This is a genomic window from Sphingopyxis sp. CCNWLW2, from assembly GCF_037095755.1.
Classification (GTDB): domain Bacteria; phylum Pseudomonadota; class Alphaproteobacteria; order Sphingomonadales; family Sphingomonadaceae; genus Sphingopyxis.
The window spans coordinates 702,747-728,667 of the sequence record NZ_JBAWKJ010000001.1; the positions used below are offsets into that span (position 1 = coordinate 702,747).

The window sequence follows — 25,921 nt, forward strand, 5'->3', positions numbered from 1 at the left end:
ACCGCAAATCAAACCGGGGATCGCAATCATGAAATATTCGACTCGCCATTTGCTTGTTGCCGCCGTCTCGTCGCTCAGCCTTGCCGCCTGCGCTGCGCAGCCGGGGATCGAATCCCCGGCACCCGTCGCCGCGACGCCCGCGCTCACCGGTGCGCCGCTCGATTCGGGCGTGCCGAGCCAGCTGCCGCGGATCGCGCGGCCGGTGCATTATGACATCAGCATTGCCCCCGACGCCAAGGCGCTGACCTTTACCGGCGAGGCGGGGATCGACCTTGAACTCTATGAGCCTTCGGCAACGCTGACGCTGAACGCGCTCGACCTCAGCTTCGCGAGCGCGAGCCTGACCGGCGCCGACGGCAAAGCGATTCCGCTGACCGTCGCGATCGACGCCGCCACGCAGACCGCGAGCTTCACCGCCCCCGGTCCGCTCGCACCCGGCAAATATCGTCTGGCCACCCGCTACACCGGGGCGATCAACACGCAGGCGAACGGGCTTTTCGCGCTCGACTATCCCGACAAGGTCACCGGTAATGAGGTGCGCGGGCTGTTCACCCAGTTCGAGGCGCCCGACGCGCGGCGCTTCGTCCCGAGCTTCGACGAGCCAAGCTACAAGGCGACCTTCACCCTCGCGGCGACCGTTCCCGCGGGCGATCTCGCGGTGAGCAACATGCCCGTGGCGAGCGAAACCCCCGTCGCGGGCGGCAAGAAGAAGGTGAGTTTCCAGATCTCGCCCAAAATGTCGTCCTATCTCCTCTTCTTCGCGACGGGCGATTTCGAGCGGATCGCGGCGAAGAGCGAAAGCGGCGCCGAGGTCGGCATCGTATCGCCCAAGGGATCGGGCGAGCAGGCGCGCTTCGCGCTCGACAGCCTCGGCCCCCTGCTCGGCTATTTCAGCGACTATTTCGGCCAGCCCTACCCGCTGCCCAAGCTCGACAATGTCGCAGGGCCCGGCCAGTCGCAATTCTTCGGCGCGATGGAAAATTGGGGCGCGATCTTCACCTTCGAACGCATCCTGCTCGACGATCCGAAGATCACCAGCGATGCGACGCGCCAGCAAATCTACTCGACGCAGGCGCACGAGGTCGCGCACCAATGGTTCGGCGATCTCGTCACGATGGCGTGGTGGGACGACCTCTGGCTCAACGAAGGCTTCGCGAGCTGGATCGAAACCAAGGCGAGCGACCATTTCCACCCCGACTGGCAGCCTTTGCTCGACCGCGTCGACGGCCGCGAACGCGCGATGGGGCTCGACGCCTTTGCGACGACGCACCCGATCGTCCAGACGATCCGCACCGTCGAGGATACCAATCAGGCGTTCGACGCGATCACCTACCAGAAGGGCGAGGCGGTGATCACGATGCTCGAAGCCTATGCCGGCGAGGATGTGTGGCGCGGCGGGCTGCAGAGCTACATGGCCAAGCATAAATATGCGAACACCCGCACCGACGATCTATGGAACGCGGTCGAGGCGGCGGGCGCGAAGGGGCTGACCGCGATCGCCCATGATTTCACGAACCAGCCGGGAATCCCGCTGCTCCGCGTCGGCGCCGTGACCTGCGCGGGCGGCAACACGACCGTCGCGCTGACGCAGGGCGAATTTTCGCGCGATCGCAAGCAGAGTATCGATGCCACAGGCCGCCGCTGGCAGGTGCCCGTGCTCGCGCGCGCCGGCAAAGGCGCGGTAGCGCGGCAGGTGATCGCGGGCGGCGCCGGCACGCTGGCGCTGCCCGGCTGCGGCGCAGTGCTGCTCAACGCCGGCCAGGCGGGCTATTATCGCACCCTCTATTCGCCCGCAGCGCTCGCCGCACTCCGCGGTGATTTCGCAAAGCTGGCCCCGATCGACCAGCTTGGGCTGCTCGGCGACAATTTCGCGCTCGCTTATGCCGGTTACCAGCCGATGGGCGCCGCGCTCGACATGCTCTCCGCTGCGCCGCTGAATGCGAACCAGAAGCTTCTCGGCGATGTCGCGGGGCGTTATGCGGCGCTTTACGACATGTTCAACGACCAGGCGGCAGTACAGAAACAGATCGCCGCGCGCGGCACCGCTGCGCTCGGCCCGGCGATGCAGCGGCTCGGCTTCGACGCGCGCGCGGGCGAGCCCGCGCTCGACAGCATCCTCCGCTCCGATCTGCTCAAGGCGCTCGGGACGCTCGGCGATGCGAAACTGCTCGCCGAGGCACGGCGGCGCTTCGCGCTGCTCGACCGCAATCCCGCTGCGCTCGACGGCCCGCTAAAGTCGCGCTGGCTCGGCATCGTCGCGGCGAATGCGAGCGACGCCGAATGGACCAGGCTACGGACGATGGCCAAGGCATCGAAATCGGCGGTCGAGCGGATCGCCTTCTATACGCTGCTCGGATCGGCGAAGGACGACGTCCTTGCCAAGCGCGCGCTCGCCCTCGCGCTCACCGACGAGCCGGGCAAGACAGTCAGCGCCGGGATCATCGATGCGGTTGCGCGGGGCCATCCCGAGCTGGCGGTCGATTTCGCGCAGGCGAATCAGGCCGCGGTCGACCGGCTGATCGATGCCTCGGCGCGCGCACGGTTCCTCGCGGGACTGGCGGCTTCGTCGAACGATCCCGCGATGATCGCGAAGCTCGAGCGGATCGCCGCGCCGCTACCCGCCGACGTGCGCAAGCCCTATGACAAGACGCTGGCGAGCCTGAAGGAGCGCAGCGTCAGCCGCCCACGCATCAAAGGAGAAATCGCCGCATGGCTGAAGGCGAAATAGCGGAAAGGCCGCAGCCGGTCAGTCGGCCGGCTGCGGCGTTCCGACCGGCATCGCGCTTTCCCATTCGGCGCGCGCGCGCCGGATCATCGCCTTGAGCGCTTCGGCATGGCGCTGCCACGCGGTCGCCGCCTCAGTGCCCCATGCCCCGCCAGCAGCTGCGCCCAGTTCGGCGACCGTCATGTCGATGAAGGCGTCATATTCGGCGATCGGCAGCGGCCCATAGGCGCGGTGGGTGAAGACAAGCTCGGCGACGAGCGGCCACACCCAGCGTTCGCCCTTCGCCAGCCCGAACATCATCTGCAGCGTCTCGTCGGTCATCCGCCGCGACGAGGCATCGACGACCATGAAGCTCGCGCGGCGCTCGGGGAAGGCGGCGAAAAAGCGGTCGAACAGCGCGTGGCGGATGTCGATGCCGGCGTCGGCGACGGCCGTCAGGCTCGCCTCCATCAGCATCGCATCGGCTTCGCTCACTTGAACAGGCTGCCCAATATCCCGCGCATCAGCTGGCCGCCGAACTTGCCCGCAACCTGCCGCCCGAGGCTGGTCGCCGCCGAGCGCGCCGCCGACTGGACCATTTTTTCGGTCATCGACGGCTTGGCGGCTTCGCGCGCTGCGGCCTTTTCGAGACGCAGCCGCTCGCGCTCCTCGGCGGCCTTGCGCTTCGCCTCTTCCTTCGCGGCGATCGCGGCCTGCTTGTCGGCCTCGACCTGCGCCTTCGCCTCGATCGCGGCCGCCTGCGCCTGCTCGGCCTTGACGGCGAGCAGTTCCTCGGCGCTCTCGCGGTCGACCGCGGTGTCATATTTGCCCTCGACGGGCGAGATCGACTTGATGATCGCGCGCTCCTTGGCGTCGAGCGGCCCCGCGCGCGAGCAGGGCGGCTTGATCAAGGTGCGTTCGACCGGCGACGGCGCGCCGTCGGCCATGAGCAGCGACACCAGCGCCTCGCCGACCTTCAGCTCGGTGATCTCGCGCGCAACATCGACCTTGGGATTGGGGCGGAAGGTTTCGGCCGCCGCTTTCACCGCTTTCTGGTCGCGCGGAGTGAAGGCACGCAGCGCGTGCTGGACACGGTTGCCAAGCTGGCCCGCGACATCCTCGGGAATGTCGATCGGGTTCTGCGTGACGAAATAGACGCCAACGCCCTTCGAGCGGATCAGGCGCACGACCTGCTCGATCTTTTCGGCGAGCGCGGGCGGCGCGTCATCGAACAGCAGATGCGCCTCGTCGAAGAAGAAGACGAGCTTCGGCTTGTCGGGGTCGCCGACCTCGGGAAGCGTCTCGAACATCTCGCTAAGCATCCAGAGGAGGAAGGTTGCGTAGAGCTTGGGGCTCGCCATCAGCTTGTCGGCGGCGAGGATGTTCACATAACCGCGCCCATTTTCATCGGTGCGGATCATGTCGTGGATGTCGAGTGCGGGCTCGCCAAAGAAATTGGCGCCGCCCTGGCTTTCGAGCGTGAGCAATTGGCGCTGGATCGTGCCGACGGTCGCCTTCGACACATTGCCATATTTGGTCGTAAGCTCATCGGCATTCTCGGCGCACCACGACAGCATCGCCTGCAAATCGCCGAGGTCGAGCAGCAGCAGATTCTGTTCGTCGGCGACGCGGAACGCGATCGCGAGCACGCCCTCCTGCACCTCGTTGAGCCCCATCAGCCGCGCGAGCAGCAGCGGGCCCATTTCGGAAATCGTCGTGCGCACAGGGTGGCCCTGTTCGCCGAACAGGTCCCAGAACATCACCGGATTGTCGCGGTACGCCCATTCGCTGTCGCCGATCTCGGCGGCGCGCGCGGCGAAAATCTCGTGCATTTTCGACGTCGGGCTACCCGCCATCGCCATGCCGGCGAGGTCGCCCTTCACATCGGCGACAAACACCGGAACGCCGACCGCCGAAAAGCCCTCGGCAAGCCCCTGCAAGGTCACCGTCTTGCCGGTGCCCGTCGCACCCGCGATCAACCCGTGGCGGTTCGCACGTTTCAGCACGAGCGACTGGCGCGGGCCATCGGGCGCGCCGCCCCCGCCAAGGCCGATATAGATTTCGCTTGCCGTGCTGCCGTCGCTCACCCGCTGTCCTCCATTGATACGTCGGGAGGAGGTTAGAGCGGCGGGGCAGGTCAGGCAATCGGCAAACCCCCCTCCGCCACCGATCGCCCACCGATCGCCATAGCGGCTAGGGTCTTGCCCCCGCCGCCAGCGCAATCGCGTCGATCTCGATGCGAAAGCCGAAATGCAGTGGCCCCGAGGGCACCACGGTCCGTGCCGGACGCGCGACACCAAAAAAACGGCCATAGACCGCATCGAGTTCGCCCCAATCGTCGATGTCGGCGAGATAGACCGTCGTCTTGACCACCTGCTCCAGGCCGGCACCTGCATCTGCAAGCACGGCTTTCAGGTTGCAGAGCGCCTGCTCGGCTTGCGACGCGAAGGGGGCGGCCGCCAGCGACGTGTCGCGCCCGGGCAGCAGCGGGAGCTGCCCCGACACGAAAATGAAACCATTGCCGACAACGAAGGGCGAATAATGCGGTCCGCCAGCCTTTTGTGATTCCATCCACCACTCTCCAAACAGGATGCGGCGCGCAATATCACGGCTGGCGTCCGTCGCCCATCACCCCATGATGAAGGCGTTGAGCTTGTTGCCGTCGGGATCGCGGAAATATCCGGCGTAAAATCCCTCGCCGCGCGGTCCCGGCGGGCCTTCGCACGTTCCGCCGTTGGCGAGCGCGATGTCATAGAGGCGGTGGACCTGGTCCTGGTCCTTCGCCTGCAGCGCGACCATCACGCCGTTGCCGACGGTCGCTTCATTGCCGTCGAACGGCTTGGTCAGGCCGATGCCCGCGCCGCCGCCCGGCTTGCCCCACGCGATGAACGTTTCATATTCCATCATCCGCGGCGTTTCGAGTTCGGCGGCAATCGCGTCATAGAAGGCCGCTGCCTTCGCCATATCCTTCGTTCCCAGCGTCACATAGCCAATCATCATCTTTCTCCCGACTCGTTATTATGAGAACATAATATGAACGAAAGGCGCGGCGCGCAAACAAAAAGGGCGCCGGACCCGAAGGTGCGGCGCCCCGATTGATAGCTGCGAAGCCGAAGCCTATTTCACGCGAATCGCGATAAAGGCCGACGGCTGGCCGCGGCGCTGGATTTCGAGCAGCACCGCATCGCGGCCCGCCTTCTTCGCATCGGCGATGGTCTTGGCGAGCGCCTCGCTCGTCGTCACCGGGGTGCGGTTCGCACTCAGGATCACGTCGCCGCGGCGCAGGCCCTTGCGGCCCGCGTCGCTGTTCGCCGATGCGGCGCCGATCACCAGACCCTTGGTTCCGGCATCGACACCCACCGCGCGCGCGATATCGGGGGTCACCACCTGCACCGACAGGCCGAGCTCGTCCTGGATCGCCTTGTCGGCCGCACCCGTCGGATCCTCGGGCTCTGCCTGCTCGGCCTCGGGATCGAAATTGGCGCCCGCCAGCTCTTCCTCGGGCGGACGCGTGCCGACCAGGACATTGAGCGTCATCGCCTTGCCGTCGCGGATGATCTCCAGCGGGATGCGCGTGCCCGGCTTGGTGTTCGAGACGATGTACGACAGCGTCTGCTGCGGCGTGACGTCCTTGCCGTTGACCTTGGTCACCACGTCGCCGCGCTTCAGCCCGGCCTTTTCGCCCGCCTGCGCGGGTTCAACGCGCTGGATGAACTCGCCGCGATCCTTGGGCAGGCCGAGCGCCGCGGCCAGATCCTCGTCGACCGGCGCGATGCCGATGCCGAGATAGCCGCGCTGGACCTTCTCGCCCGCGCGCAGCGCGTTGATCACCGGGATCGCCGCATCGGCGGGGATCGCGAAATTGACGCCGATGTTCGCGCCGACGGGCGAGATCAGCATGTTGTTGATGCCGACGACATTGCCCTGGAGGTCGAACAGCGGGCCGCCCGAGTTGCCGCGGTTGATCGCGGTATCGGTCTGGATATAGCGGTCATAGGCACCGCCCTGCCCGATGTTGCGCTGGACCGCCGAGATGATGCCCGCGGTCACCGTCGAACCGAGCCCGAGCGGGTTGCCGATCGCGACGACCCAGTCGCCGACGCGCGCGGTGCCGCCGTCGGCGAACTTCACGAACGGCAGGCCGGTCGCGTCGATCTTGAGCAGCGCGAGGTCGGACGCGGCATCGCGGCCGACGATCGTCGCGCGATATTCCTTCTGGTTGGTCAGCGTCACCGTCACCTGGTTCACCGCCTCGCCGCGCGGACCGCCCGAGATGACGTGGTTATTCGTGACGATATAGCCGTCGGCCGAAATCAGGAAGCCCGAGCCGCCGCCCTGCTGTTCCTGCGTGATCGGCTCACGCGTCCCGGCGAAGGGGTTCAGCCGGACGCCGAGCGTGACTTCCTGCTTGGTCGAGATGTTGACGACCGCGGGCTGCAGCTGCTCGACCAGGTCGGCGAAGCTTTCGGGTGCACCCGAACGCGGAACGACCTTGGCGATTTCGCTCTTCTCATTCTGCGCGACCTGCGCGCCGACGGGGGACTGGGTGACCAGCGCCAGCGCGGTGCCACCCGCCAGCAAGGCCGAAGTGATGCCATAAACATAACGCACGATCGTAAATCCTCTTCTTACGAAAAACTCTCAGACCCCGGCCGCGGCTATCTGCGTCGCGGAGGCTGAACGCCATTTGAACATGAACAAGCGCTGCAAGTTCCGTTCAACCGGCAGACGGCCCGCATCAACCGCCGCTGAACCGTTTCAGATATTCATTGTCGGGCGACATGATGATCGACGTCCCGCCCGTGTTGTTTTCACCCAGGAAGGTCTGCCGATAGCTCTGCATCGCGCGGTAGAAATCGTAAAACTCCGGGTCCTTGCCAAAGCTGGCGGCATAGATACGCGCCGCTTCACCATCGGCGCTGCCGCGGATGATCTGCGCTTCCTTCTGCCCTTCGGCGCGGATCGAGATCGCTTCCTGCTGGCGCGCGGTGCGCATGCGATTATACGCCGCCTCGAGCGTCGCGCCTTCGGGAAGGTCGGCGCGCTTGATCCGGACGTCGATGATCTCGGCGCCATATTTATTCGCCTCGCGGTTCAGCGCGACCTGGATATTGTCCATCACCGCGCCGCGTTCGGCCGAAAGCAAGGTCGCAAAGGTCCGCTTGCCGAGTTCGTTGCGCAGCGACGAGCCGAGGATGGTCGCAAGCTGCGCCTGCAACTTATCCTCGGTCCGGATCGCGGTGTACATGCGCACCGGGTTGGTGATGCGGAAGCGCGCGAAGGCGTCGACCTGCAGCCGCTGCTGGTCGGTCGAGAGCACCTGCTGACGCTCCATGTTCACGCCGAGGATGCGCTTGTCGATATATTCGATGCCGTCCGTGAACGGCACGCGCAGGACAAGCCCCGCGCCCGAACGCCCGAATTCCTCGTTCGGCTTATAGCGGTTCACCGTGCGCTCGATCTCGCCGAAGCGCAGGATCAGCGCCTGCTTGTCCTCGGGCACGATCGCGAGCGACTGCGACAGGATGACGAGCACAACAACGACGCCAAACAGCAGCCGCATCGGGTTCTGGAACAGCGAATTGAACATCATTCGCCTCCCTTCGTGGTGGCTTCGGGCGCCTTGAGCCGCTTCTGCACCTCGTTGAGCGGCAGATAGGGGGTCACCCCGCGCGCTTCGACAATCGTCTTGTCGACGTTCGACAACACCGTCTCCATCGTTTCATAATAGAGGCGCTGGCGGGTCACCGCCGGTGCCAGCTTATACTGCTCGTAAATCTTGTCGAACGCCGCGGTATCGCCGCGCGCACGTTCGAGCACCTGCTGCTGGTACGCGCGCGCCAGGTTGATCGCCGATTCGCGCTCCTGGCGCGACGCGGTGACTTCCTTGAACGCCTCGTCGACCTGGTTCGGCGGATCGGCCTGGCGGATCGCGATGCCCTGGATCATCACGCCCGCGCGATATTGGTTGAGCAATTCCTGCATGCGCTGCTGGACCTGCGCCTCGATCTCGACGCGGCCGGGGCCGATCGCCTGGACGAGGTCGAAGTTCGCGACCGTCGCGCGCATCGCGCTTTCGGCGACTTCGCGGATCGTGCCTTCGGGATCGGCGAGCTGGAAGAAGAAAAGCTCGGGATCGCGCACCGACCAGCGGACCTCATAGGCGAGGTCGACGATGCTCTGGTCGCGCGTCAGCACGAAATTCTCGTCGGTCGCGTTCGGCGAGCCGACCGCCATCGTGCGGATCGCGCGGACGTCTTCGAGCCGGATGCGCTCGACCGGCGCCGGCCAGGTGAGTTTCACGCCGGGCCCGACAGTGCGCGAATAGCTGCCGAGGCGCGTGACGACGCCTTCCTTTTCGGGCGGCACGATGTGGAAGGAGGAGAAAAGCACCCACGCGGCGACGAGCGCGAGCACCACCCATTTCCAGAGCTTCGCCGAATCGCCGAAATTGAACTGGCTGCCGCCGCCCGAGCCGCCGCCGCCGAAACCGCCGCGCCCCTTGCGCAGCAATTCGTCGAGCGCCGAGGGGCCGCGCGGCTTTTGCGCGCGCCGCTGGTCGGTGGGATCGGGGGTAACCCACGGATTGCGCGGACCGGGCTTTTTGCCGTCGCCCTTTCCGTCGTCATCCCCCTTGCCCGGCCCACTGCCCCACGGACTGTTGGCCATCTGGCTGATCTGATGGAAAAAATGCCGCAATCCTCTCGGGCTGCGGCGTCCCATGCTGCCGTCAATCTTGTCGTTCATAAGGCTTTTATAGGGTCGGCGGGCGCGATTAACAGGGGGTGCGCGCGAAAATGGCTGGCAAACCGACCGATCATGCCTATCTGGCGCGGACATGACCGAACAAAGCGCCGATATCGCCCGCCTGACCGCCGCCGCCGCCGACCTCAGTGGAGGACGGTCGTCAGGCCTGCGAATGCTCGACGATTCAGGATTGCTCGCGGTGGTGCTCGATGTGTCGGGGCTTGCCGTCGAAGAGCGCCAGCCGCTCGAGGACAAGCTCCGCGCCGGCCTGCTCGCCGATGCGAGCGTGCGCGAGGTCCGCATCGCGATGACCGCCGAGAAGAAGGCGATGACGATCATCGCGGTCGGCAGCGGCAAGGGCGGGGTCGGCAAATCGACCCTCGCCGCGAATCTCGCGGTCGCGCTGCGCCGTCTCGGCGTGAAGGTCGGGCTGGTCGACGCCGACATCTACGGGCCTTCCCAACCCCGATTGATGGACAGCGAGGGCGTGAAGCCCGAAGCGCGCGGGTCGAAGCTGGCCCCCGTCCCCAACGCCTATGGCGTGCCGATGCTCTCGACCGGCCAGATCGCCGCGCCGGGGCAAGCGATCGCGTGGCGCGGGCCGATGGCGGGCAAGGCGCTCGAACAGCTCGTCGATGCGAGCTGGGGCGACATCGACACGCTCGTCGTCGACCTGCCGCCGGGCACCGGCGACGTCCAGCTGACGATGATCCAGCGGCACAAGCCCGCGGGCGCGGTGATCGTATCGACCCCGCAGGATCTCGCGCTGATGGACGCGACGCGTGCGGTCAGCCTGTTCGAACAGGCCGATGTGCCGATCATCGGGCTTGTCGAGAATATGGCGGGCTATGCCTGCCCGCATTGCGGCGAGGTCAGCGACCCGTTCGGGTGCGGCGGCGCCGAAGCGGCGGCGGGAACGATGGGGCTCGACTTCCTCGGCCGCGTGCCGCTGTCGATGGGCATCCGCCTCGCGAGCGACGGCGGGGTTCCGCCCGCGGCGGGAACCGATCCCGCGGGCGAGCCATTCCATGCGATAGCGGCGAAGGTCGCCGACTGGCTGAACACGCGAAAGGGGCGATGATGGCGATCAACGATGAAGGCGAAATCCGCGAACTGCTCGGGCAGAAACGCCGCATCGCCGTTGTTGGCGCATCGCCCAACCCGGCACGCCCGTCGAACGGAGTCCTCGCCTTTCTCGTGGGCCAAGGCCATGATGTGATCGCGGTGAACCCCGGCCATGCCGGCAAGACGATCCACGGCGCGCCCGTCGTCGCGACGCTCGCCGATGTCGAGCCGCCCGCCGAGCTCGTCGACATCTTCCGCAACAGCGCCGACGCCGGCACAGCGGTCGACGAGGCGATCGTTCATGGCGCGAAGGCGGTGTGGATGCAGATCGGCGTCATCGACGAGGCCGCGGCGAAACGCGCCGAAGCCGCGGGACTGACCGTGGTCATGGACCGCTGCCCCAAGGTCGAGATGCCGCGACTCGGCCTGCTGAAGTGAAGGCCGCACTGCCGCTGCTCATGGTTGCCACGCTCGCGGGATGCGCGACCACGACGGCAAGCAGGAACCCGCAACATGCCTTCTTCGATGCCCTCGCCGCGCGCTGCGGCGAGGCTTATGCCGGCCGCCTCGCGAGCGATCAGGAGGCCGATGCCGAGATGCGGGGCAAGGCGATGGTGATGCACATCCGCCATTGCACACCCGACCGGATCGAAATTCCCTTTCACATCGAGGGATTGGCCGAAGACGGCGGCTGGGACCGGTCGCGGACGTGGATCATCAGCCGGACGCCGGCGGGCCTCCGCCTCAAGCACGATCACCGTCATGCCGACGGCAAGCCCGACGCCGCCACCCTCTATGGTGGCGACACCGCCGATACCGGAACGGCGATGCGCCAGACCTTCCCCGTCGACGCCGAATCGATCGCGATGTTCACGGCAACCGGCCGCAGCGTTTCGAATAGCAACATCTGGTCGGCCGAAACGACCGACGCGGGCTTCACCTATGGCCTCGACCGACAGGGACGCCATTTCCGCGTCGTCTTCGATTATGCGAAACCGGTGACGCCGCCGCCCGCGCCCTGGGGTTGGTAGGGAACCGATTCACCCGCCATGCGCTAGGTCGCATCGAACGGGAGAAAATATATGCGTACCCAGACCCTTATGCTGGTCCCCCTGCTCGCACTCGGCGCGTGCAGCGAAAAGGCGCCCGACCCGCGCGGCGTCGGGCACGACGAAACCCTGCTCTCGGTCTCGGCGACCGGCCGCTCCGAAACGCGGCCCGACGAGGCGCGCTTCACCGCCGGCGTGAGCACGATCGCCGCATCGGCCGAGGCCGCGACGCAGCGCAACAATGAAACGATGACCAAGGTGACCGAGGCGCTCAAAGCCTTTGGCGTCGCGGGCAAGGATCTGCAGACGCGCCAGCTGACCGTCAACCGGATCGACTGGGGCGCGAACAAGGGCAAGTTTGAAGCCGTCAATCAGGTCGAGGTCCGCATGCGCGCGGTCGACAAGGCCGGCGAGGCCGTCGCCGCGACCACAGAGGCGGGCGCCAATGTCCTGTCGGGGCCGACGCTGCGTGTCGCCGATCAGGAAGCCGCGACCAAATCGGCCTATGCCGCCGCCTATCGCGCCGCCCGCGCCCGCGCCGACGCCTATGCCGGCGCCGCGGGGCTCAAGATCGACCGTGTGCTGACGATCCGTGACGGCGGCGACAGCGCGCCGCCAATGCCTTATGCCGGCGGGGTCGCTTATGAGACAGCGGCACAGTCGGCCAACGCCGCCCCGCCGTTCAATCCGGGCGTCAGCGAATCGCAGGTTTCGGTGCGCGTCGACTTCGCTTTGTCGGAGAAATAGCGCGCAACACTGGCGGCCGCGCGAAAGGCCGATTTTCTTTGCGCCGATTCGCACCCCTGACTATCAGCAGCGGGCATGGCCGGCATTCGCGACATCGTGGGGAAAAATAAATCGCGCATGCCGCACGTCAGCCGCCGTTCGCTGCTGGTCGGCGCGACCGCGGCGGGTGGGCTGGCCATTGCGTGGAGCCTGTGGCCGCGCGACTATCAGCCGAACCTTAGCGCCGCCCCCGACGAACATATCTTCAACGCCTTCCTCAAGATCGGCGATGACGGCCACATCAGCGCGATCGTCCCGCAATGCGAGATGGGACAGGGTGTGACGACGCTGCTGCCGCAGATCATGGCCGACGAACTCGGCGCCGACTGGCGCACGATCGCGGTCGAGAGCGCGCCGATCAACCCGCTTTATACCAACACGCTGCTCGTCGACGAAGATAGCGCGGTCTTTACCCCGCGCGCCGGTGTTCCCGATTTCGTGTCCGACGTGCGCAGCTGGGCGCGCCGCGAATGGGCGGTGCGCCACGCGGTGATGCTGACGGCGAACAGCTCGTCGGTGCGTATGTTCGAAGCGCCGTGCCGCGCGGCGGCGGCGCAGGCGCGCGCGCTGCTGATGATGGCCGCCGCCAATCGCTGGGACGCCGACTGGGAAGAATGCGACACGCAGGACGGCTTTGTCATCCATGGCAAGAAGCGCCTGCGCTTTGGCGACGTCGCGGCGGCCGCGGCGCTGCTCGAACCGCCCGCCGAGCCCGTCTATCGCGCCAGCAGTTCGGACCCGCTTTACGGCAAGGAACTGACCCGGCTCGACCTGCCTGCCAAGATCGACGGGTCGGCCAATTACGCCGGCGACATTCGCCTGCCCGACATGGTGTTCGCGGCGATCCGCCAGGGCCCGCTCGGTGCGACGCGGCTGAAAAGCATCGACCGTAAAAAGGGACTCGCCTCGCCCGGCCTGTTGCATGTCGTCACGCACGAACGCTGGGTCGCGGCGGTGGCGCGCAACTGGTGGGCCGCGAACCGCGCGCTCGACCGCTTCGCGCCCACCTTCGAAACCGAAGGCACGCCGATTTCGACCGACCGGATCGACAAGGCATTGAAAGCCGCGCTGAAAGACGACGGCTATCGCATCGCGAGCGAGGGCGACGTCGCCGAGGCGATGGAAGGACGGCAAAAAGTCGCGGCCGAATATGCCGTCGCCCCCGCGCTCCACGCCGCCATCGAAACGCGCACCGCGACCGCTGCGCCCGATCGCGGCGGCCTGCGCGTCTGGGTCGCGACGCAGGCGCCGACGCAGTGCCGCGACGCGGTCGCGCGCGCGACCGGGCTGGCGCCGGCGAATGTCACGCTGTTCCCGATGATGGCGGGCGGATCGTTCGACGCGTGCCTCGACCACAGCGCCGCGGTGCAGGCGGCGATCATCGCGCTTCAGGTCAAGCGCCCGGTCCAGCTCGCCTGGTCGCGCGCCGAAGAGATTATGCGCCTGCCGCCGCGCGCCCCCGCGCGCGCCAAGCTGACCGCGACGCTCAATGCGGCGGGCGGGATCGACGCGCTGGTGACGCGCATCGCGGTCCCCTCGACCAACCATGAATTTCGCGACCGGCTGTTCGATAACACGCCGGCGGACGTCGCGCAGCGCGCGGCGGCGGGCAGCGCCGATGCCGCCGCGGTCGAAGGCGCGGCGAGCGGCTATGCGATCCCGCACATCGCGGTCGACCATTGCCCCGCCGATATCGGCCTGCCGACGGGGCGCTGGCGCGGCAACGCCGACAGCTACACCGCCTTTTTCACCGAATGTTTCGTCGACGAAATGGCGGCGCGCGCCGGGACCGACGCGCTATCCTATCGCATGGCGATGCTCGGCAATGCGCCGCTGCTCGCGCGCTGCCTGCTCACCGCGACCAGCCTTGGCGGCTGGGAGGGCGGATTGTCGGGGACCGCGCAGGGGCTCGCGTGCCATGCCATGCGCGGCAGCCATATCGCGCTGATGGCGACCGCGCGGCCAAGCGAGCGCGGGCTGCAGGTCGAGCAATTGGTCGCGGTGGTCGATGCCGGGCGCCTCGTGAACCCGACGATCGCGCGGCAACAGATCGAGGGCGGGCTGATCTTCGGCCTCGCCGCCGCGGTCGGCGCGACGACCGACTATGAAGGCGGCCTCGCGACCGCGCGCAAGCTGGGCCAGCTCGGCCTGCCCGACCTGTCGCAGACCCCGCAGATATTGGTCGAGTTCGTCGAAAGCGACCGCGAGCCCGGCGGCCTCGGCGAAATCGGCGTTCCCGTCGTCGCCCCCGCCATCGCCAATGCGATGTTCGCCGCGACGGGCCGCCGCATCCGCCGTATCCCGCTTTCGGCGCATCCGCTGTGAGCGCGCCGCCGCAAATCGGGGTGCTGCTGGTCAACCTCGGCACCCCCGGCGCGCCCGACGCGCGATCGGTGCGGCGCTATCTCGCCGAATTCCTGTCCGACCCCCGCGTCGTCGAAATCCCGCAAATCCTGTGGCAACCGATCCTGCGCGGGATCATCCTGACCACACGGCCGAAAAAGTCGGCGCATGCCTACGCGCAAGTATGGACCAACGAAGGCTCGCCGCTCGCCGCGATCACGCGCCGTCAGGCCGAAGCCTTGCAGGCGGCGTTCGGTGAAACAGTGCGGGTCGCTTATGCGATGCGCTATGGCGAACCCGCGATCGGCGCGGCAATCGATGCGCTGAAGGCGGCGGGATGCGACCGCATCCTCATAGCGCCGCTTTATCCGCAATATTGCGCCGCTACGACCGCAACCGTCGTCGATGCCGTCGGCAAGCATTTGCAAGCACTGCGCTGGCAACCGACGATTCGGTTCCTTCCGCCCTATCATGCCGACAGCGCCTATCTTGGCGCATTGAAGACTTCGGCAGAGGAGGGACTGGCCGCGCTCGACTTCACCCCCGACATTCTGCTCGCCAGCTTCCACGGCATGCCCGAGCGCACGCGGACGCTCGGCGATCCCTATCACGACCAGTGCCAGGCGACCGCGCACCGGCTTTCGGACGCACTCGGCAGGCCGGTCGAGGTCGCCTTCCAGTCGCGTTTCGGGCGCGCCAAATGGCTCGAACCCGCAACCGATACGCGTCTCGAACAGCTCGGCCGCGACGGCCGCAGCGTCGCGATCTTCGCGCCCGGCTTTGCGGCCGATTGCCTCGAAACGCTCGAAGAGCTCGCGATTCGCGGCAAACAGCAGTTCGAAGATGCGGGCGGCAAAAATTTCGCTTATCTCCCCTGCCTCAACGCCGATGCGCCCGGCATGGCGATGCTGGAGACGCTGGTCCGCCGCGAGCTCGCGGGCTGGCTTTGATACCCGCCGCTTACCAACTGTTTAGATCGATGCCCTAAATTGGTCCGACGCGGCGCCGAAAAGCTATGAACCGCGCCATTTTGGAGATTCGCGATGAACGAGGTCGAATCGGCGGCACTGATGCTCGCCGGAGTGACGCTGGCCCTGTTGGCGATCGTCTTCGCCATCTGGTGGTCGCGGCGACCGCGCACCGCACCCGCCGCGCCGCGAGCCCCGCGCGGACCGCGCGAAATCCGCCTGCCCAAACTCGCGCGCAAGGCCGCACCCGAAGTTGAGGAGGTCGAAATCTCCCCCTCGCGGCTCGCGCGGATCAGCCGCAAGGAGCCGCTCGAAATACCGGCCGAGCCCGAATATGAAGCCGAGCCCGAGCCCGTCGCTGCTGCCGAACCCGTCGAGGCCACGCTCGAAGCAATGATTTCCGGGGTCGAGGAAGAAGCGTATCGGATCGAGAAAGCCGACGTCGAAGAGGTGACGCTTCGCCTCGTTCCCCAGATCCCGCCGCGCGATGCCATATCGACGAACAGCTGGCTCGGTGGCCGTCCGCGGCTCCCCGCCGGCATGGAATGGCCAAGGATCGACGATCAGCCGGCGGATTTTCTGGCGCAAATCGGCTGCGCCGACCTGCCGCACGATCTGTGGGGCGGGCTGGGGCCGCGCGATGGCGCGCTCGCCTTCTTCATTCACCGCCGCAAGCATGAGCTGCGCGTCCTGCACCTGCGCGATACCGGCATGCCCGTCGCGCCGCCCTTCACGCTCAACGATCCCGAGGGCTGGTTTGGCCCGCATGGCGGCCTCGCTTCGGGCGATCTCGGCGCCTTCGCCGTGCGCGCCTTTCCCGAATGGCCCGTCGACCTCGTCGCCATCCGCCCCGGCGATGCCGATCCGCGCAGCGAAGGCGATCCGAACGAGCCCGGCGCCGCGCTCCATGATCGCGGCTACGACATCGCCGACCCCGCCTTCCATCCCTTCGATTGGGGCAGCATGACCGCGATGGTCGCGCTGCTCGAGCAGCGGCTCGACCGGCTGATGACCGAAGCGCCTCCCGGGGCCGACGCCGACAATCCCGGCGAAATGGAACAATGCGCCGCGCTCAACCGCGAAGCCCGCGCGCGCGCGGAAGAGATTATCGCGATTGTCCGCGACAGCGCGGCGCGCGCCGATTTCTCGGCCAGCGACGCAACCGCGGTGATGGCGGGGCTGCACGCCATCCGCTGGGTCAAGGTGATCCGCTCGGCCGACCCCGAAACGGGCGCCGAGCAGATCGAGACGATCACCCTGCCGCTGACGACGCACCGCGCCGATGCGAATCTGTGGGTTCACGATTATCAGACGATCCTGTTCGATCGCGCGAAGCATGCCTGGTGCGCCAATCCCGACAATCTGTCAGCGCCGGCGCGCGCGCTTTTCGAGCCCTGGTGGCGCACGCTGGCCGAGCGCGAAATGGCGGCGATGGGGCACGAGCCCTTTCGCCACGTCCCCGATTATGACGAGGAACGCGACGCGGTCTTGCTCGAACTGCCGACCAGCGGATTGATGAGCCGCATCTTTGGTGACGGCGACAATCTGGTGGTGACGATCGACAAGGCAGACCTTGCGGTCGGCGACTTTTCGAAACTGCGCGTACAGGTGAGCAGCTAAACCCCTACCCCTTGAATAGCTTTGCGATTGACGTTCCGGTAAACTTGCGGCCGCCGCTTGCGCGGCCTAGTCATGGAACCATAACTCTGTGGGAGAGCTGGATTTATGACACGCGTAGCAATCGTTACCGGTGGCAGCCGCGGCATCGGGGAAGCGATTTCCCTGAAACTGAAGGAACAGGGCGTCACCGTCGTCGCCAACTATGGCGGAAATGACGAAAAGGCGCGCGAATTCACCGACCGCACCGGCATCGCGGCGATCAAATGGGACGTCGGCGATCATCAGGCGTGCCTCGACAGCTGCGCGCGGATCGCCGAGGAATTCGGCCCCATCGATATCGTCGTCAACAATGCCGGCATCACCCGCGACGGCACGCTCGCGCGCATGAGCTACGACGACTGGGACGACGTGATGCGCGTCAACCTCGGCGGCTGCTTCAACATGGCGAAGGCGACCTTTGGCGGCATGGTCGAGCGCGGCTGGGGCCGCATCGTCAACATCGGGTCGATCAACGGCCAGGCAGGGCAATATGGCCAGGTCAACTATGCCGCCGCGAAATCGGGCATCCACGGCTTTACCAAGGCGCTGGCGCAGGAAGGCGCCAAAAAGGGCGTGACGGTCAACGCGATCGCGCCGGGCTATATCGACACCGACATGGTCGCCGCGGTCCCGCCGCAGGTGCTGGAAAAGATCGTCGCAAAGATCCCTGTAGGCCGTCTCGGCCAAGCCGACGAGATCGCACGCGGTGTCGCGTTCCTGTGCAGCGAGGATGCGGGTTTTGTGACCGGGTCGACGATGAGCATCAATGGCGGACAGCATATGTACTGACGATGGCAGGCGCATAACCGAGACGTTCGCGAAGCGAACGGCAAGGTTAGGCGCCGGTGCCGCAAAGCGGCAGCCATCGGCACGGCCAGCGGGGCGGCGATCCCGAAAGATCGCCGAACCCGTCTGACCCCCGCTTTCGCGGGGGCAGGCTCAGGCGGCGGCTTTGCCGTCGCCCACCAAGCCGCCCGCATTCCCCCTAGTCGATCGTACAGCCCACCACGCGCCATTCACCGCCCTCGCGAACCAGCGACAGCGTTTCGATCGCCCCGGCCTTGTTCGCATAGCTCGTCCGGAATTTGACGACCTGATAGCCATAGGGCGGCGCGGGTACATTTTCCTCGCCGATCAACTCGCGCGACACGACCGCACCGAGCGGGGTGCGAACCGCCTTCGACACGTCGGCCCATCGGTCGCTGGTGTTGAGCGACTTGAACGCCTGGCCAGTGGCGTTCCAACTGCCGTTCCAGTCGCCCCTGTCGACGAGCGCGAGCCACTACCGCGCCGACCGAACTGCGGCGGTTTCGGACGCGGGCGCCGAGAGCGTCTCGGTTGGCAGCGTGGCGGGTGCGGACGCCGGTGTCGGCGTGGTTCCGGACAGGGACGAAAGGGCAAAAAGGGCAAGGCTGATCGACATGAATACTCCTCCGGCTATCCAGCCGAAGCCGCGCAACATGCGCCGCGTCCCGGCCGGTGCCCGAAGCTCTCCCATACCGGTGGCGGCGGCCCCATCCCCCAAACCGCTGTCCGCAAGAAATTGGGGGTCCTGTCTTTCGATCTCGCGCAGTTGCCGGGCGGCCTCGCGGCTGCTCGACGCCGACATCTTTCGCCGCGCATCGCGCAGCCGTTCGTTGATCGTATGGACCGACAGCCCCAGATGCCGCGCCATCGATTTTGCGTCATGGCCATCGACCAGCAGGCGCAACGTCTCTTTTTCTTTTTCGGTGAGCGCCTGAAGTCCTGTCATAAGCCTGTCTGCATTCGCGCCGGATCGGCGGGCCGGTTTACAGAGCGCCGAAATGGCGTGCCACCCCAAATAAATCGTACCTCGATTGTGGACGGCGCAGCCGTGGCCTTGCCGCCGCGAATCAAGCCGCTACACCCCGAAGAATGACCGAAGCCTCGCTCGCCGCCGCCCAGCACGACCTCTCGCGCGCTTATGCCGGCGGCGCTCCCGGCGTGCTCGTCTCGGGCCTCGTCTGGCTGATCGCGGGGACGGTGTGGCAGCTTCACGGCACCACGGCCGCCTTCGCCACGCTGTTCTTCGGCGGCATGGCGATCCATCCGCTGGGAGTCCTGATCGAGCGCGCCGCGTTCAAAGCGCCCAAGGCGACCATCGGCAAGCCGCTCGAAACGCTGGCGATTGAAGCGACGATCCCGCTGTTCACCGGCGTCCTGATCACATGGGTATTGCTGGTCCGCGCGCCCGATCTCGCGATCCCCGTCTTTGCCGCGATCGTCGGCGCGCGCTATTTCCTCTTCCGGACGATGTATGGCGAGATCGCCTATTGGGCGCTCGGCGGCGCGATCCTGCTCATCGCCGCGCTCGCGCTGTTCGGCATCGGCCTTCCGCTCAACCTCGGCTTCCTCGTCGGCATCGTCGAACTGATCGCCGCCGCGCTCATCCTGCGGCGCTGGCGCGCCCGCCGTTGAGCGCGCCCTTGCACCCCCCGGTCAAACGCTCGGTGACGATCGCCGGCCATCCGACCTCGATCAGCCTCGAACCGATGTTCTGGGACGCACTGGAGGCCGAAGCGGCGCGGCGGGCACTGCCCGTCAACGCGCTCGTCGCGCGGATCGACGTCGAGCGGATGGAGGCCGACGATCCGCCGAACCTGACCTCGGCGATCCGGCAATGGCTGTGGCGGGAGCGGAGCGCCGCTCCCCGATCAGAGAGCCCTTAGCCGCCGGGCTTTTTCACGCCGCGATAGATGGACCGGATAGCCAGAAAGGTTCCGCCGCACGTAACGACAACCGCCCACGTTCCGGTAACGAGCAGGGCGGCCCTCTCGACCAGCGAGGCATCCGACCATTTGGACACAAAGGGAGATATGGCCAACACAGGCACCGTGGCGACGAGCATGAACTTTGCCTGATTCCGCTCGGGCTGCCACAAGCCCTGAAAACGCGTGTTGATCGTCTTTCCGCGAAACTGCTTCCGGTTTGCAGCATCTTCGCTTTTGATCCACCTATTGATGAGATCCTTCATCGGCGCCGCTAGATCAGAGCCTGCGCCACCGCCAGCCCGAACGCCACCCCCTTGTCGGGCGCGTGATGCAGGAACAGCGACGGCTCGATCAGTTCGAGTTCCATGATGTGGAGCTTGCCCGCGGCATCGCCGACCATGTCGACGCGCGCGTAAACCGGCGGCGCCGGGGCAGCCGCCAACGCCTGCGCAGCAAGAGCCTGCGCGGGGTCGCTCGCCTCGCACGGCTCTTCGCGCCCGCCGAACTGCTCCTGGACGCGAAAGTCGCCCGCGGCGGGCCGCTTGACGATCGCGTGGCTGAACTTGCCGGCGAAGAAGAAGAGCGAATATTCGCCCTCGGTCAGGATGCCGGGCATCAGCGGCTGGACCAGCCGCCGCGCGCCCATTGCGTCGGCAGGAATCGGTGCGCCGGGCGCGATGCGATGCGTTCCGTCGGCGCCGCCCGAGATCGCCGGCTTGATCACGACCTCGTCGGTCGCGAGCTCGGACATCGCTTCGGTGAGGCTCGCGTCGTCGAGCGCCGCAACCTCGACCGTCGGCACAACCGCGACACCCTTTGCTCCGAGTTCGCCGAGATAGGCTTTGTCACTGTTCCAACGCAGCACCGCCACCGGATTGGCCACCGGCAGGCGCGCTTCCTCCAGTCGGTCGAGCAGCGCGTACCAGCCCGCGACGTCGCGCTGATAGCCCCACGCGAAGAGCGGCAGCACCAGATCATAACCCGCGAGGTCGCCGGGGTCAGTCCACACGCGCTGTTCGACGATCAGCCCGGCCGCGGTCAGCGCCGCCGCCTTGCGGGCAAAGGCGGGCTGCCATTTTTCATAATAGTCGGGCGCCGGGACGAGGATCGCGACGCGGGGCTGGAACGGCATCTACCTTCCCAAGAGCCCGCGCGCCTGCCCCGCGATGTGCGACAGCATCGCGCCGTTCGGGCTCGGGATCATCCGCGCCCGGTCGACCGTCGCGCGGAACTGCTCGACGCGCGGCGCGTGATCGGCGAGCCATTTGGTCACCGCCGCGTCGAGATCGCCCTTCGGCAGCCCGGCGAGGAAGGTCAGGCGCATCTGCTGGAAATCGCGCGCAAGGCTGTTGACGAGCAGGCGTTCCCACGGATCGGCGGGGCTCATATGCGCCGCCAGCGTCTGTGCCCAGTCGAGCCCCAAGGCTTCGCCGAGATGTGTGAACGCGCTGGTCACCGCGACCTCGTCGTCGCCGCGCCGTTCGGCAAGGTCGACGATGCCGATCGCACCGTCGGTCTTGAACAGCCGCACGACCGACGCGGTCAGCGCCTCGGGCGCGCCCGCGTCGAGCAATTGCCGCGTCAGCATGTCCCACTGATGCTTGACCGAGGGGCTGAGCAGCGCGTCGACGCTCGCGTTGAGGCGGTCGACACCGGGTTCCAGCCGCGCGACGACGGGCCCCGGCTGCGACAAGGTCTGCGTCACGCGCAACAGGTCGGCCATTTGCGAGGTCATCGCCGACGCCGCCTGCGCGAACAGCGATAGGCGGATGCTTTCGTCGATCTTCGCCGCGTCGAGCGCGTCCCAGATCGCCGGCATTTCGAGCAGCCGTTCGACCGCGACGAAGGCCGCCGCGATGTCGCCGAGCGCGCAGCCTTCCTCTTCAACGAGTTCGAAGGGATGGACGATGCCCATGCGGTTAATGATGCGGTTCGCGATCTTCGTCGCGATGATTTCGCGGCGCAGCTGATGATCGGCGATCGCAGCCGCAAAATCGCGCTGCATCTCGTCGGGGAAGGCGGCGGCGAGGTCGCTGCCGAGCGCCGGGTCATCCGGCAGGTCGCTGTTCTCGATCGCATCCTGCAGCGCGAGCTTCGCGGTCGACAGCAGCACGGCGAGTTCGGGGCGCGTCAGCCCGCGGCCTTCGGCGGCGCGGCGGAGCAATTCGTCGTTCGCGGCGAGCCCTTCGACCTTGCGGTCGAGCCGGCCCGATGCCTCGAACGTCTCCATCAGCCGGACGAGCGACGGCACCGCCGCCGAGCCGCCCTTTTCGGCGATCGACAGCGCCAGCGCCTGCAGCCGGTTATCCTCGAGCACCAGTTCCGAAACATTGTCGGTCATGCGCACGAGCAGCGCGTCGCGGTCGTCTTGGCTGAGGCGCCCTTCGGCCATCTCGCGGTTCAGCGCGATCTTGATGTTGACCTCATTATCCGAGCAGTCGACGCCCGCACTATTGTCGATGAAGTCGGTGTTGATCCGCCCGCCCTTCGCCGAGAAGGCGATGCGCGCGGCCTGCGTCGTGCCGAGGTTCGCGCCCTCGCCGACCGCCTTGACGCGCAGATCCTCGGCATCGACGCGCAGCGCGTCGTTCGCGGGGTCACCGACCTCGGCATTATTCTGACTCGCGGCCTTCACATAGGTGCCGATGCCGCCGAACCACAGCAGGTCGACCGGCGCCTTGAGGATCGCCGAGATCAGCGAAATGGGGTCGATTTCGGACACCGACAGCCCGAGCAACGCCTGCACTTCAGGGGTCAGCGGAATGCTCTTCTGGCTGCGCGGGAAGATGCCGCCGCCCTTCGAGATGAGCTTCTCGTTATAGTCCGCCCAGCTCGACCGCGGCAGGTTGAACATCCGCTCGCGTTCCTTCCAGCTCTTCGCCGGATCGGGATTGGGGTCGAGGAAGATGTGGCGATGGTCGAACGCTGCGGTCAGCTGGATCGCCTTCGAAAGCAGCATGCCGTTGCCGAACACGTCGCCCGACATGTCGCCGCAGCCGGCGACGCGGATCGTGTCACTCTGCACATCGACGCCCATTTCGGCGAAGTGGCGCCGGACCGAGAGCCACGCGCCCTTGGCGGTGATACCCATCGCCTTATGGTCATAACCCTTCGACCCGCCGCTCGCGAACGCGTCGCCAAGCCAGAAGTCGCGCTCCATCGCGAGCCCATTGGCGACGTCGGAGAAGGTCGCGGTGCCCTTGTCGGCGGCGACGACGAAGTAAGGATCGTCGCCGTCGTGGATCACGACGCCCTTCGGATGCACGACCTTGCCCGCGACCAGATTGTCGGTGATCGACAGAAGCGAGCGGATGAAGATGCGATAGCATTCGGTGCCCTCGGCGAACCACGCATCGCGGTCGAGCGACACGTCGGGCAGCGCCTTGGGATAGAATCCGCCCTTCGCGCCGGTCGGCACGATCACCGCGTTCTTGACGCGCTGCGCCTTCATCAGCCCGAGGATTTCGGTACGGAAGTCGTCGCGGCGATCAGACCAGCGTAGCCCGCCGCGCGCGACCGGACCGGCGCGGAGGTGAATGCCCTCGACGCGCGGCGAATAGACCCACACTTCGCGCCAGGGCAGCGGCTTGGGCAGGCCGGGAACCTGCGCGCTATCGATCTTGAACGCGAGCGCTTCCTCGGCCGCGGGCGCGAAGGCGTTGGTGCGCAGCGTCGCGCCGATCACCGCGTGGAAGAGGCGGAGGATGCGATCCTCGTCGATCGACTTGATGTCGGCAAAGCCCGCCATGATGTCGGCTTCGAGCGCCTCGGCGCGCTTCGCATCGCGCGCCTTGGGATCGTGAAGAGCACGGAAACGCTCGATCAGCGCGGCGGTCAGCGTGGGCGCGTGGCGCAGCGCGCTGACGACCGTGTCCATGCCGTAAGCCGAACCGCCCTGGCGCAGATAGCGGAACCAGGCGCGCAGCCACACGATCGCGCGCGGATCGGTCTGGTTGGTGAGCACGAGTTCGTTGAACGCGTCATTCTCGGCGCGCCCGTCGAGCACCGCCGCGATCGCGCCCTCGATCACTTCGGCATAGGGAAGCAGCGCGAGCTCGTCGACATTGGCGGGCAGCCGCAGCGTAAAATCGTGGATCACGATCGCCTGTTCGTCTTCGCCCTCGGCGCCGGGGGCGCGGCTCTGCAGCGCGGTCGGGATTTCCTCGAGCACCTCGAAGCCGAAATGTTCGAGCGCGGGGACCACCGCGGACAGCGCGAGCGGGCCGGCCGCGCTATAGACTTTGAGCCGCAGCCGGTCGTCGCCGTCGAGGCTCTTGCGCGCAAGGCGGACGCTGCGCGGGTTGGCGGCGTCGAGATCGCGCAGGCGCAGAATGTCGCGCGCGGCTTCCTCGGGATTGTAAAGGTTGCGGTAATTGGGCGGGAAGGTCGGCGCAAAGCGCGCCGCAAGCGCCGCCGCGCGGCCCGGGTCGCCGCGCTTCGCCAGCGCCGCCTCAACCTCGGGCTGCCAGCCGCGCACCATCTGTTCGAGCTGCGCGTTGAGCGCCTCGGTATCGGGAACAACGCCGCCGCTGCGCAGGTCGAGCGTGTAGCGCAGCAGCGCCGCGCCGCCGTCTTCGAGCACCATCGTCCAGCCGATCACGCCGGCTTTCGCTTCGCGCACCAGCAGCGATTCGACCGCGAGGCGGCGGCCGGTCGACACTTCGTCGCGCGGCAACCAGACAAAGGCGAACAGGTGGCGGCCCAGCGCGCTCTGCACCGTCACCACCTTCGGCCGCGGCCGGTCGGTGATCGACATCGAAGTCAGCACCAGCTCTTCGAGCGAGGCGGCGTCGAACGCGATCAGCAGGTCGTGCGGCAGCGCGGTCAGTGCATGCGCGAGTGCCTTGCCCGCATGGCCCGTGGGATCGAAACCGAACTTCGCCATCAGTGCTTCGAGCTGCGCGCGCAACATTGGCACCTTCGCGGGCGGCGCCGACAGCGCCTGACTCGTCCACAGGCCGGCATGGATCGACAGGCGCTCGACCTTCTTGCCCTTCACTTCGGGCACGATCACGAGGTCGAGCAGCACGCGGCGGTGCACCGCCGATAAGCGGTTCGACTTGATCAATAGCGGAGCATGGCCTCCCTTGTCGAACCAAGCAAAAGCGGCTTCGAGCGCCGCGGGCGACAGCAGCTGGCTTTCGCTGCTCTCGCTGATCCCCAGCGAATCCTGAACCTTGCCATCGCGCGTCCGCCATTCGTGGCCAAGCTGGGTCATCGACCCGCCCTCGAACCAGCGCAGCAGTTCGGCGGCTTCGCCCTCGACGCGCATCGCGGCGTCGGCGAGCATCGCGGCGCGCATCGCGCGCCAGTCGCGTACCGCCGCGCGGACGTCGCGCAGCGCGGCTTCGAGCCCGTCGAGCAGGCGGCGGCGGGCGCGCGCGTCGCCGCGTTCGAGTTCGATATAGATGACCGATTCGCGGGTTCCGCCGTCGCCCGCTTCCTGCAGATGCCCCTTGGCATCGCGCTTCACCGCGACGACGGGGTGAAGGATGCGGTGAACCGACAGCCCCTGCGCGGCGACCGCCTGCGACGTCGAATCGACGAGGAAGGGCATGTCGTCGTTAATGATGACCAGCCGCATCCGGCGGTCGGTGCCGTCGGCAGCGATCGGTTCGAGCAGCAGCGACGGCGTTTCGGGCGCACGATCGAGCGCGGCGCGCGCGGCGAACTGGCTCGCATCGGCAAGCGCAGCCTTGTCCATATCGTCGCCCTCGCCCGGCAGCGCGCTGCCACGCAGCGCCGCCAGATAGGCGGCGGCGATTTTCGAAGGAATTTTGGCGGTGGAGGTGGTGGTGTCCGTTTCCGGCGTGTCGGACAAATTCTGAGACATAAAGTGCAGCATCCCGAACCAAAGAGGGGATCCCA

22 protein-coding genes and 1 pseudogene are annotated in these 25,921 nt (G+C 66.9%); 11 read left to right on the forward strand and 12 right to left on the reverse strand.

The window, feature by feature from the left end; all coding sequences use genetic code 11:
- The first annotated feature begins 28 nt into the window (after window positions 1-28).
- Window positions 29-2,728 carry a M1 family metallopeptidase gene (locus V8J55_RS03285; RefSeq protein ID WP_336444370.1) on the forward strand — a complete coding sequence of 900 codons (2,700 nt, stop codon included), beginning with the start codon at window positions 29-31 and terminating at the stop codon, window positions 2,726-2,728.
- Between the two features lie 18 nt (window positions 2,729-2,746).
- On the opposite strand, the gene V8J55_RS03290 is transcribed toward V8J55_RS03285, so the two are convergent.
- The 7 genes from V8J55_RS03290 to hflK form a co-directional block, all read right to left on the reverse strand.
- Window positions 2,747-3,199, reverse strand: a complete 453-nt coding sequence (locus V8J55_RS03290) for a hypothetical protein (protein ID WP_336444371.1) — start codon at window positions 3,197-3,199, stop codon at window positions 2,747-2,749.
- Window positions 3,196-4,791: a helicase HerA-like domain-containing protein gene (locus V8J55_RS03295; RefSeq protein ID WP_443030783.1), complete on the reverse strand. Its 1,596-nt coding sequence runs from the start codon at window positions 4,789-4,791 to the stop codon at window positions 3,196-3,198. The genes V8J55_RS03290 and V8J55_RS03295 overlap by 4 nt, the downstream gene beginning before the upstream one ends.
- A 106-nt stretch (window positions 4,792-4,897) precedes the next feature.
- The gene (locus V8J55_RS03300; RefSeq protein WP_336444372.1) at window positions 4,898-5,275 is read right to left on the reverse strand and encodes a RidA family protein; all 378 of its coding nucleotides are present in this window, start codon (window positions 5,273-5,275) and stop codon (window positions 4,898-4,900) included.
- Window positions 5,276-5,332: 57 nt separating this feature from the next.
- Window positions 5,333-5,701 carry a VOC family protein gene (locus tag V8J55_RS03305; protein ID WP_336445699.1) on the reverse strand — a complete coding sequence of 123 codons (369 nt, stop codon included), beginning with the start codon at window positions 5,699-5,701 and terminating at the stop codon, window positions 5,333-5,335.
- Window positions 5,702-5,821: 120 nt separating this feature from the next.
- Window positions 5,822-7,315, reverse strand: coding sequence for a trypsin-like peptidase domain-containing protein (locus tag V8J55_RS03310; protein WP_336444373.1), 1,494 nt, complete (start codon window positions 7,313-7,315; stop codon window positions 5,822-5,824).
- 127 nt (window positions 7,316-7,442) lie between these two features.
- Complete coding sequence (hflC, locus tag V8J55_RS03315; RefSeq protein ID WP_336444374.1) at window positions 7,443-8,294, reverse strand: protease modulator HflC; 852 nt, start codon at window positions 8,292-8,294, stop codon at window positions 7,443-7,445.
- Window positions 8,294-9,451 carry a protease modulator HflK gene (gene hflK / locus V8J55_RS03320; protein WP_336444375.1) on the reverse strand — a complete coding sequence of 386 codons (1,158 nt, stop codon included), beginning with the start codon at window positions 9,449-9,451 and terminating at the stop codon, window positions 8,294-8,296. Before hflK ends, hflC begins: the two co-directional genes overlap by 1 nt.
- A gap of 91 nt (window positions 9,452-9,542) precedes the next feature.
- Here hflK and V8J55_RS03325 point away from each other — a divergent pair, with 91 nt between their 5' ends.
- The 8 genes from V8J55_RS03325 (at window position 9,543) to phbB (ending at window position 18,110) form a co-directional block, all read left to right on the forward strand.
- On the forward strand, window positions 9,543-10,532 hold the full coding sequence (locus V8J55_RS03325) for an Mrp/NBP35 family ATP-binding protein (RefSeq protein WP_336444376.1): 990 nt from the start codon (window positions 9,543-9,545) through the stop codon (window positions 10,530-10,532).
- The gene (locus V8J55_RS03330; RefSeq protein ID WP_336444377.1) at window positions 10,532-10,954 is read left to right on the forward strand and encodes a CoA-binding protein; all 423 of its coding nucleotides are present in this window, start codon (window positions 10,532-10,534) and stop codon (window positions 10,952-10,954) included. The genes V8J55_RS03325 and V8J55_RS03330 overlap by 1 nt, the downstream gene beginning before the upstream one ends.
- Window positions 10,951-11,547, forward strand: a complete 597-nt coding sequence (locus V8J55_RS03335; protein WP_336444378.1) for a hypothetical protein — start codon at window positions 10,951-10,953, stop codon at window positions 11,545-11,547. Before V8J55_RS03330 ends, V8J55_RS03335 begins: the two co-directional genes overlap by 4 nt.
- Window positions 11,548-11,598: 51 nt before the next feature.
- Window positions 11,599-12,312: an SIMPL domain-containing protein gene (locus V8J55_RS03340; RefSeq protein WP_336444379.1), complete on the forward strand. Its 714-nt coding sequence runs from the start codon at window positions 11,599-11,601 to the stop codon at window positions 12,310-12,312.
- A gap of 75 nt (window positions 12,313-12,387) precedes the next feature.
- The gene (locus tag V8J55_RS03345) at window positions 12,388-14,676 is read left to right on the forward strand and encodes a xanthine dehydrogenase family protein molybdopterin-binding subunit (protein ID WP_336444380.1); all 2,289 of its coding nucleotides are present in this window, start codon (window positions 12,388-12,390) and stop codon (window positions 14,674-14,676) included.
- Window positions 14,673-15,644, forward strand: coding sequence for a ferrochelatase (gene hemH / locus V8J55_RS03350; protein WP_336444381.1), 972 nt, complete (start codon window positions 14,673-14,675; stop codon window positions 15,642-15,644). The genes V8J55_RS03345 and hemH overlap by 4 nt, the downstream gene beginning before the upstream one ends.
- A 93-nt stretch (window positions 15,645-15,737) precedes the next feature.
- Complete coding sequence (locus V8J55_RS03355; protein WP_336444382.1) at window positions 15,738-17,282, forward strand: DUF1963 domain-containing protein; 1,545 nt, start codon at window positions 15,738-15,740, stop codon at window positions 17,280-17,282.
- Window positions 17,283-17,387: 105 nt separating this feature from the next.
- Complete coding sequence (gene phbB, locus V8J55_RS03360) at window positions 17,388-18,110, forward strand: acetoacetyl-CoA reductase (protein ID WP_336444383.1); 723 nt, start codon at window positions 17,388-17,390, stop codon at window positions 18,108-18,110.
- Between the two features lie 196 nt (window positions 18,111-18,306).
- Here phbB and V8J55_RS03365 read toward each other — a convergent pair.
- Both V8J55_RS03365 and V8J55_RS03370 read right to left on the reverse strand, forming a co-directional pair.
- Window positions 18,307-18,591: pseudogene (locus V8J55_RS03365) on the reverse strand (DUF4019 domain-containing protein); the annotation flags it as partial.
- A 12-nt stretch (window positions 18,592-18,603) separates the two neighbouring features.
- Window positions 18,604-19,143, reverse strand: a complete 540-nt coding sequence (locus V8J55_RS03370) for a helix-turn-helix domain-containing protein (protein ID WP_336444384.1) — start codon at window positions 19,141-19,143, stop codon at window positions 18,604-18,606.
- Between the two features lie 74 nt (window positions 19,144-19,217).
- Here V8J55_RS03370 and V8J55_RS03375 point away from each other — a divergent pair, with 74 nt between their 5' ends.
- Together V8J55_RS03375 and V8J55_RS03380 are read left to right on the forward strand one after the other, a co-directional pair.
- Window positions 19,218-19,760, forward strand: coding sequence for a DUF7010 family protein (locus V8J55_RS03375; protein ID WP_336444385.1), 543 nt, complete (start codon window positions 19,218-19,220; stop codon window positions 19,758-19,760).
- A complete protein-coding gene (locus V8J55_RS03380) occupies window positions 19,757-20,011 on the forward strand; it encodes a ribbon-helix-helix domain-containing protein (protein WP_336444386.1) in 255 nt (84 codons plus the stop codon). Before V8J55_RS03375 ends, V8J55_RS03380 begins: the two co-directional genes overlap by 4 nt.
- Here the strand turns inward: V8J55_RS03380 and V8J55_RS03385 are convergent.
- Genes V8J55_RS03385 through V8J55_RS03395 form a run of 3 tightly spaced genes read right to left on the reverse strand, consistent with a single transcriptional unit; the run spans window position 20,008 to window position 25,886 of the window.
- The gene (locus V8J55_RS03385; protein WP_336444387.1) at window positions 20,008-20,316 is read right to left on the reverse strand and encodes a hypothetical protein; all 309 of its coding nucleotides are present in this window, start codon (window positions 20,314-20,316) and stop codon (window positions 20,008-20,010) included. The genes V8J55_RS03380 and V8J55_RS03385 overlap by 4 nt on opposite strands.
- 8 nt (window positions 20,317-20,324) lie before the next feature.
- Window positions 20,325-21,185, reverse strand: coding sequence for an ATP-grasp domain-containing protein (locus V8J55_RS03390; protein WP_336444388.1), 861 nt, complete (start codon window positions 21,183-21,185; stop codon window positions 20,325-20,327).
- Window positions 21,186-25,886 carry an NAD-glutamate dehydrogenase gene (locus V8J55_RS03395; protein ID WP_336444389.1) on the reverse strand — a complete coding sequence of 1,567 codons (4,701 nt, stop codon included), beginning with the start codon at window positions 25,884-25,886 and terminating at the stop codon, window positions 21,186-21,188.
- Window positions 25,887-25,921: the final 35 nt, after the last annotated feature.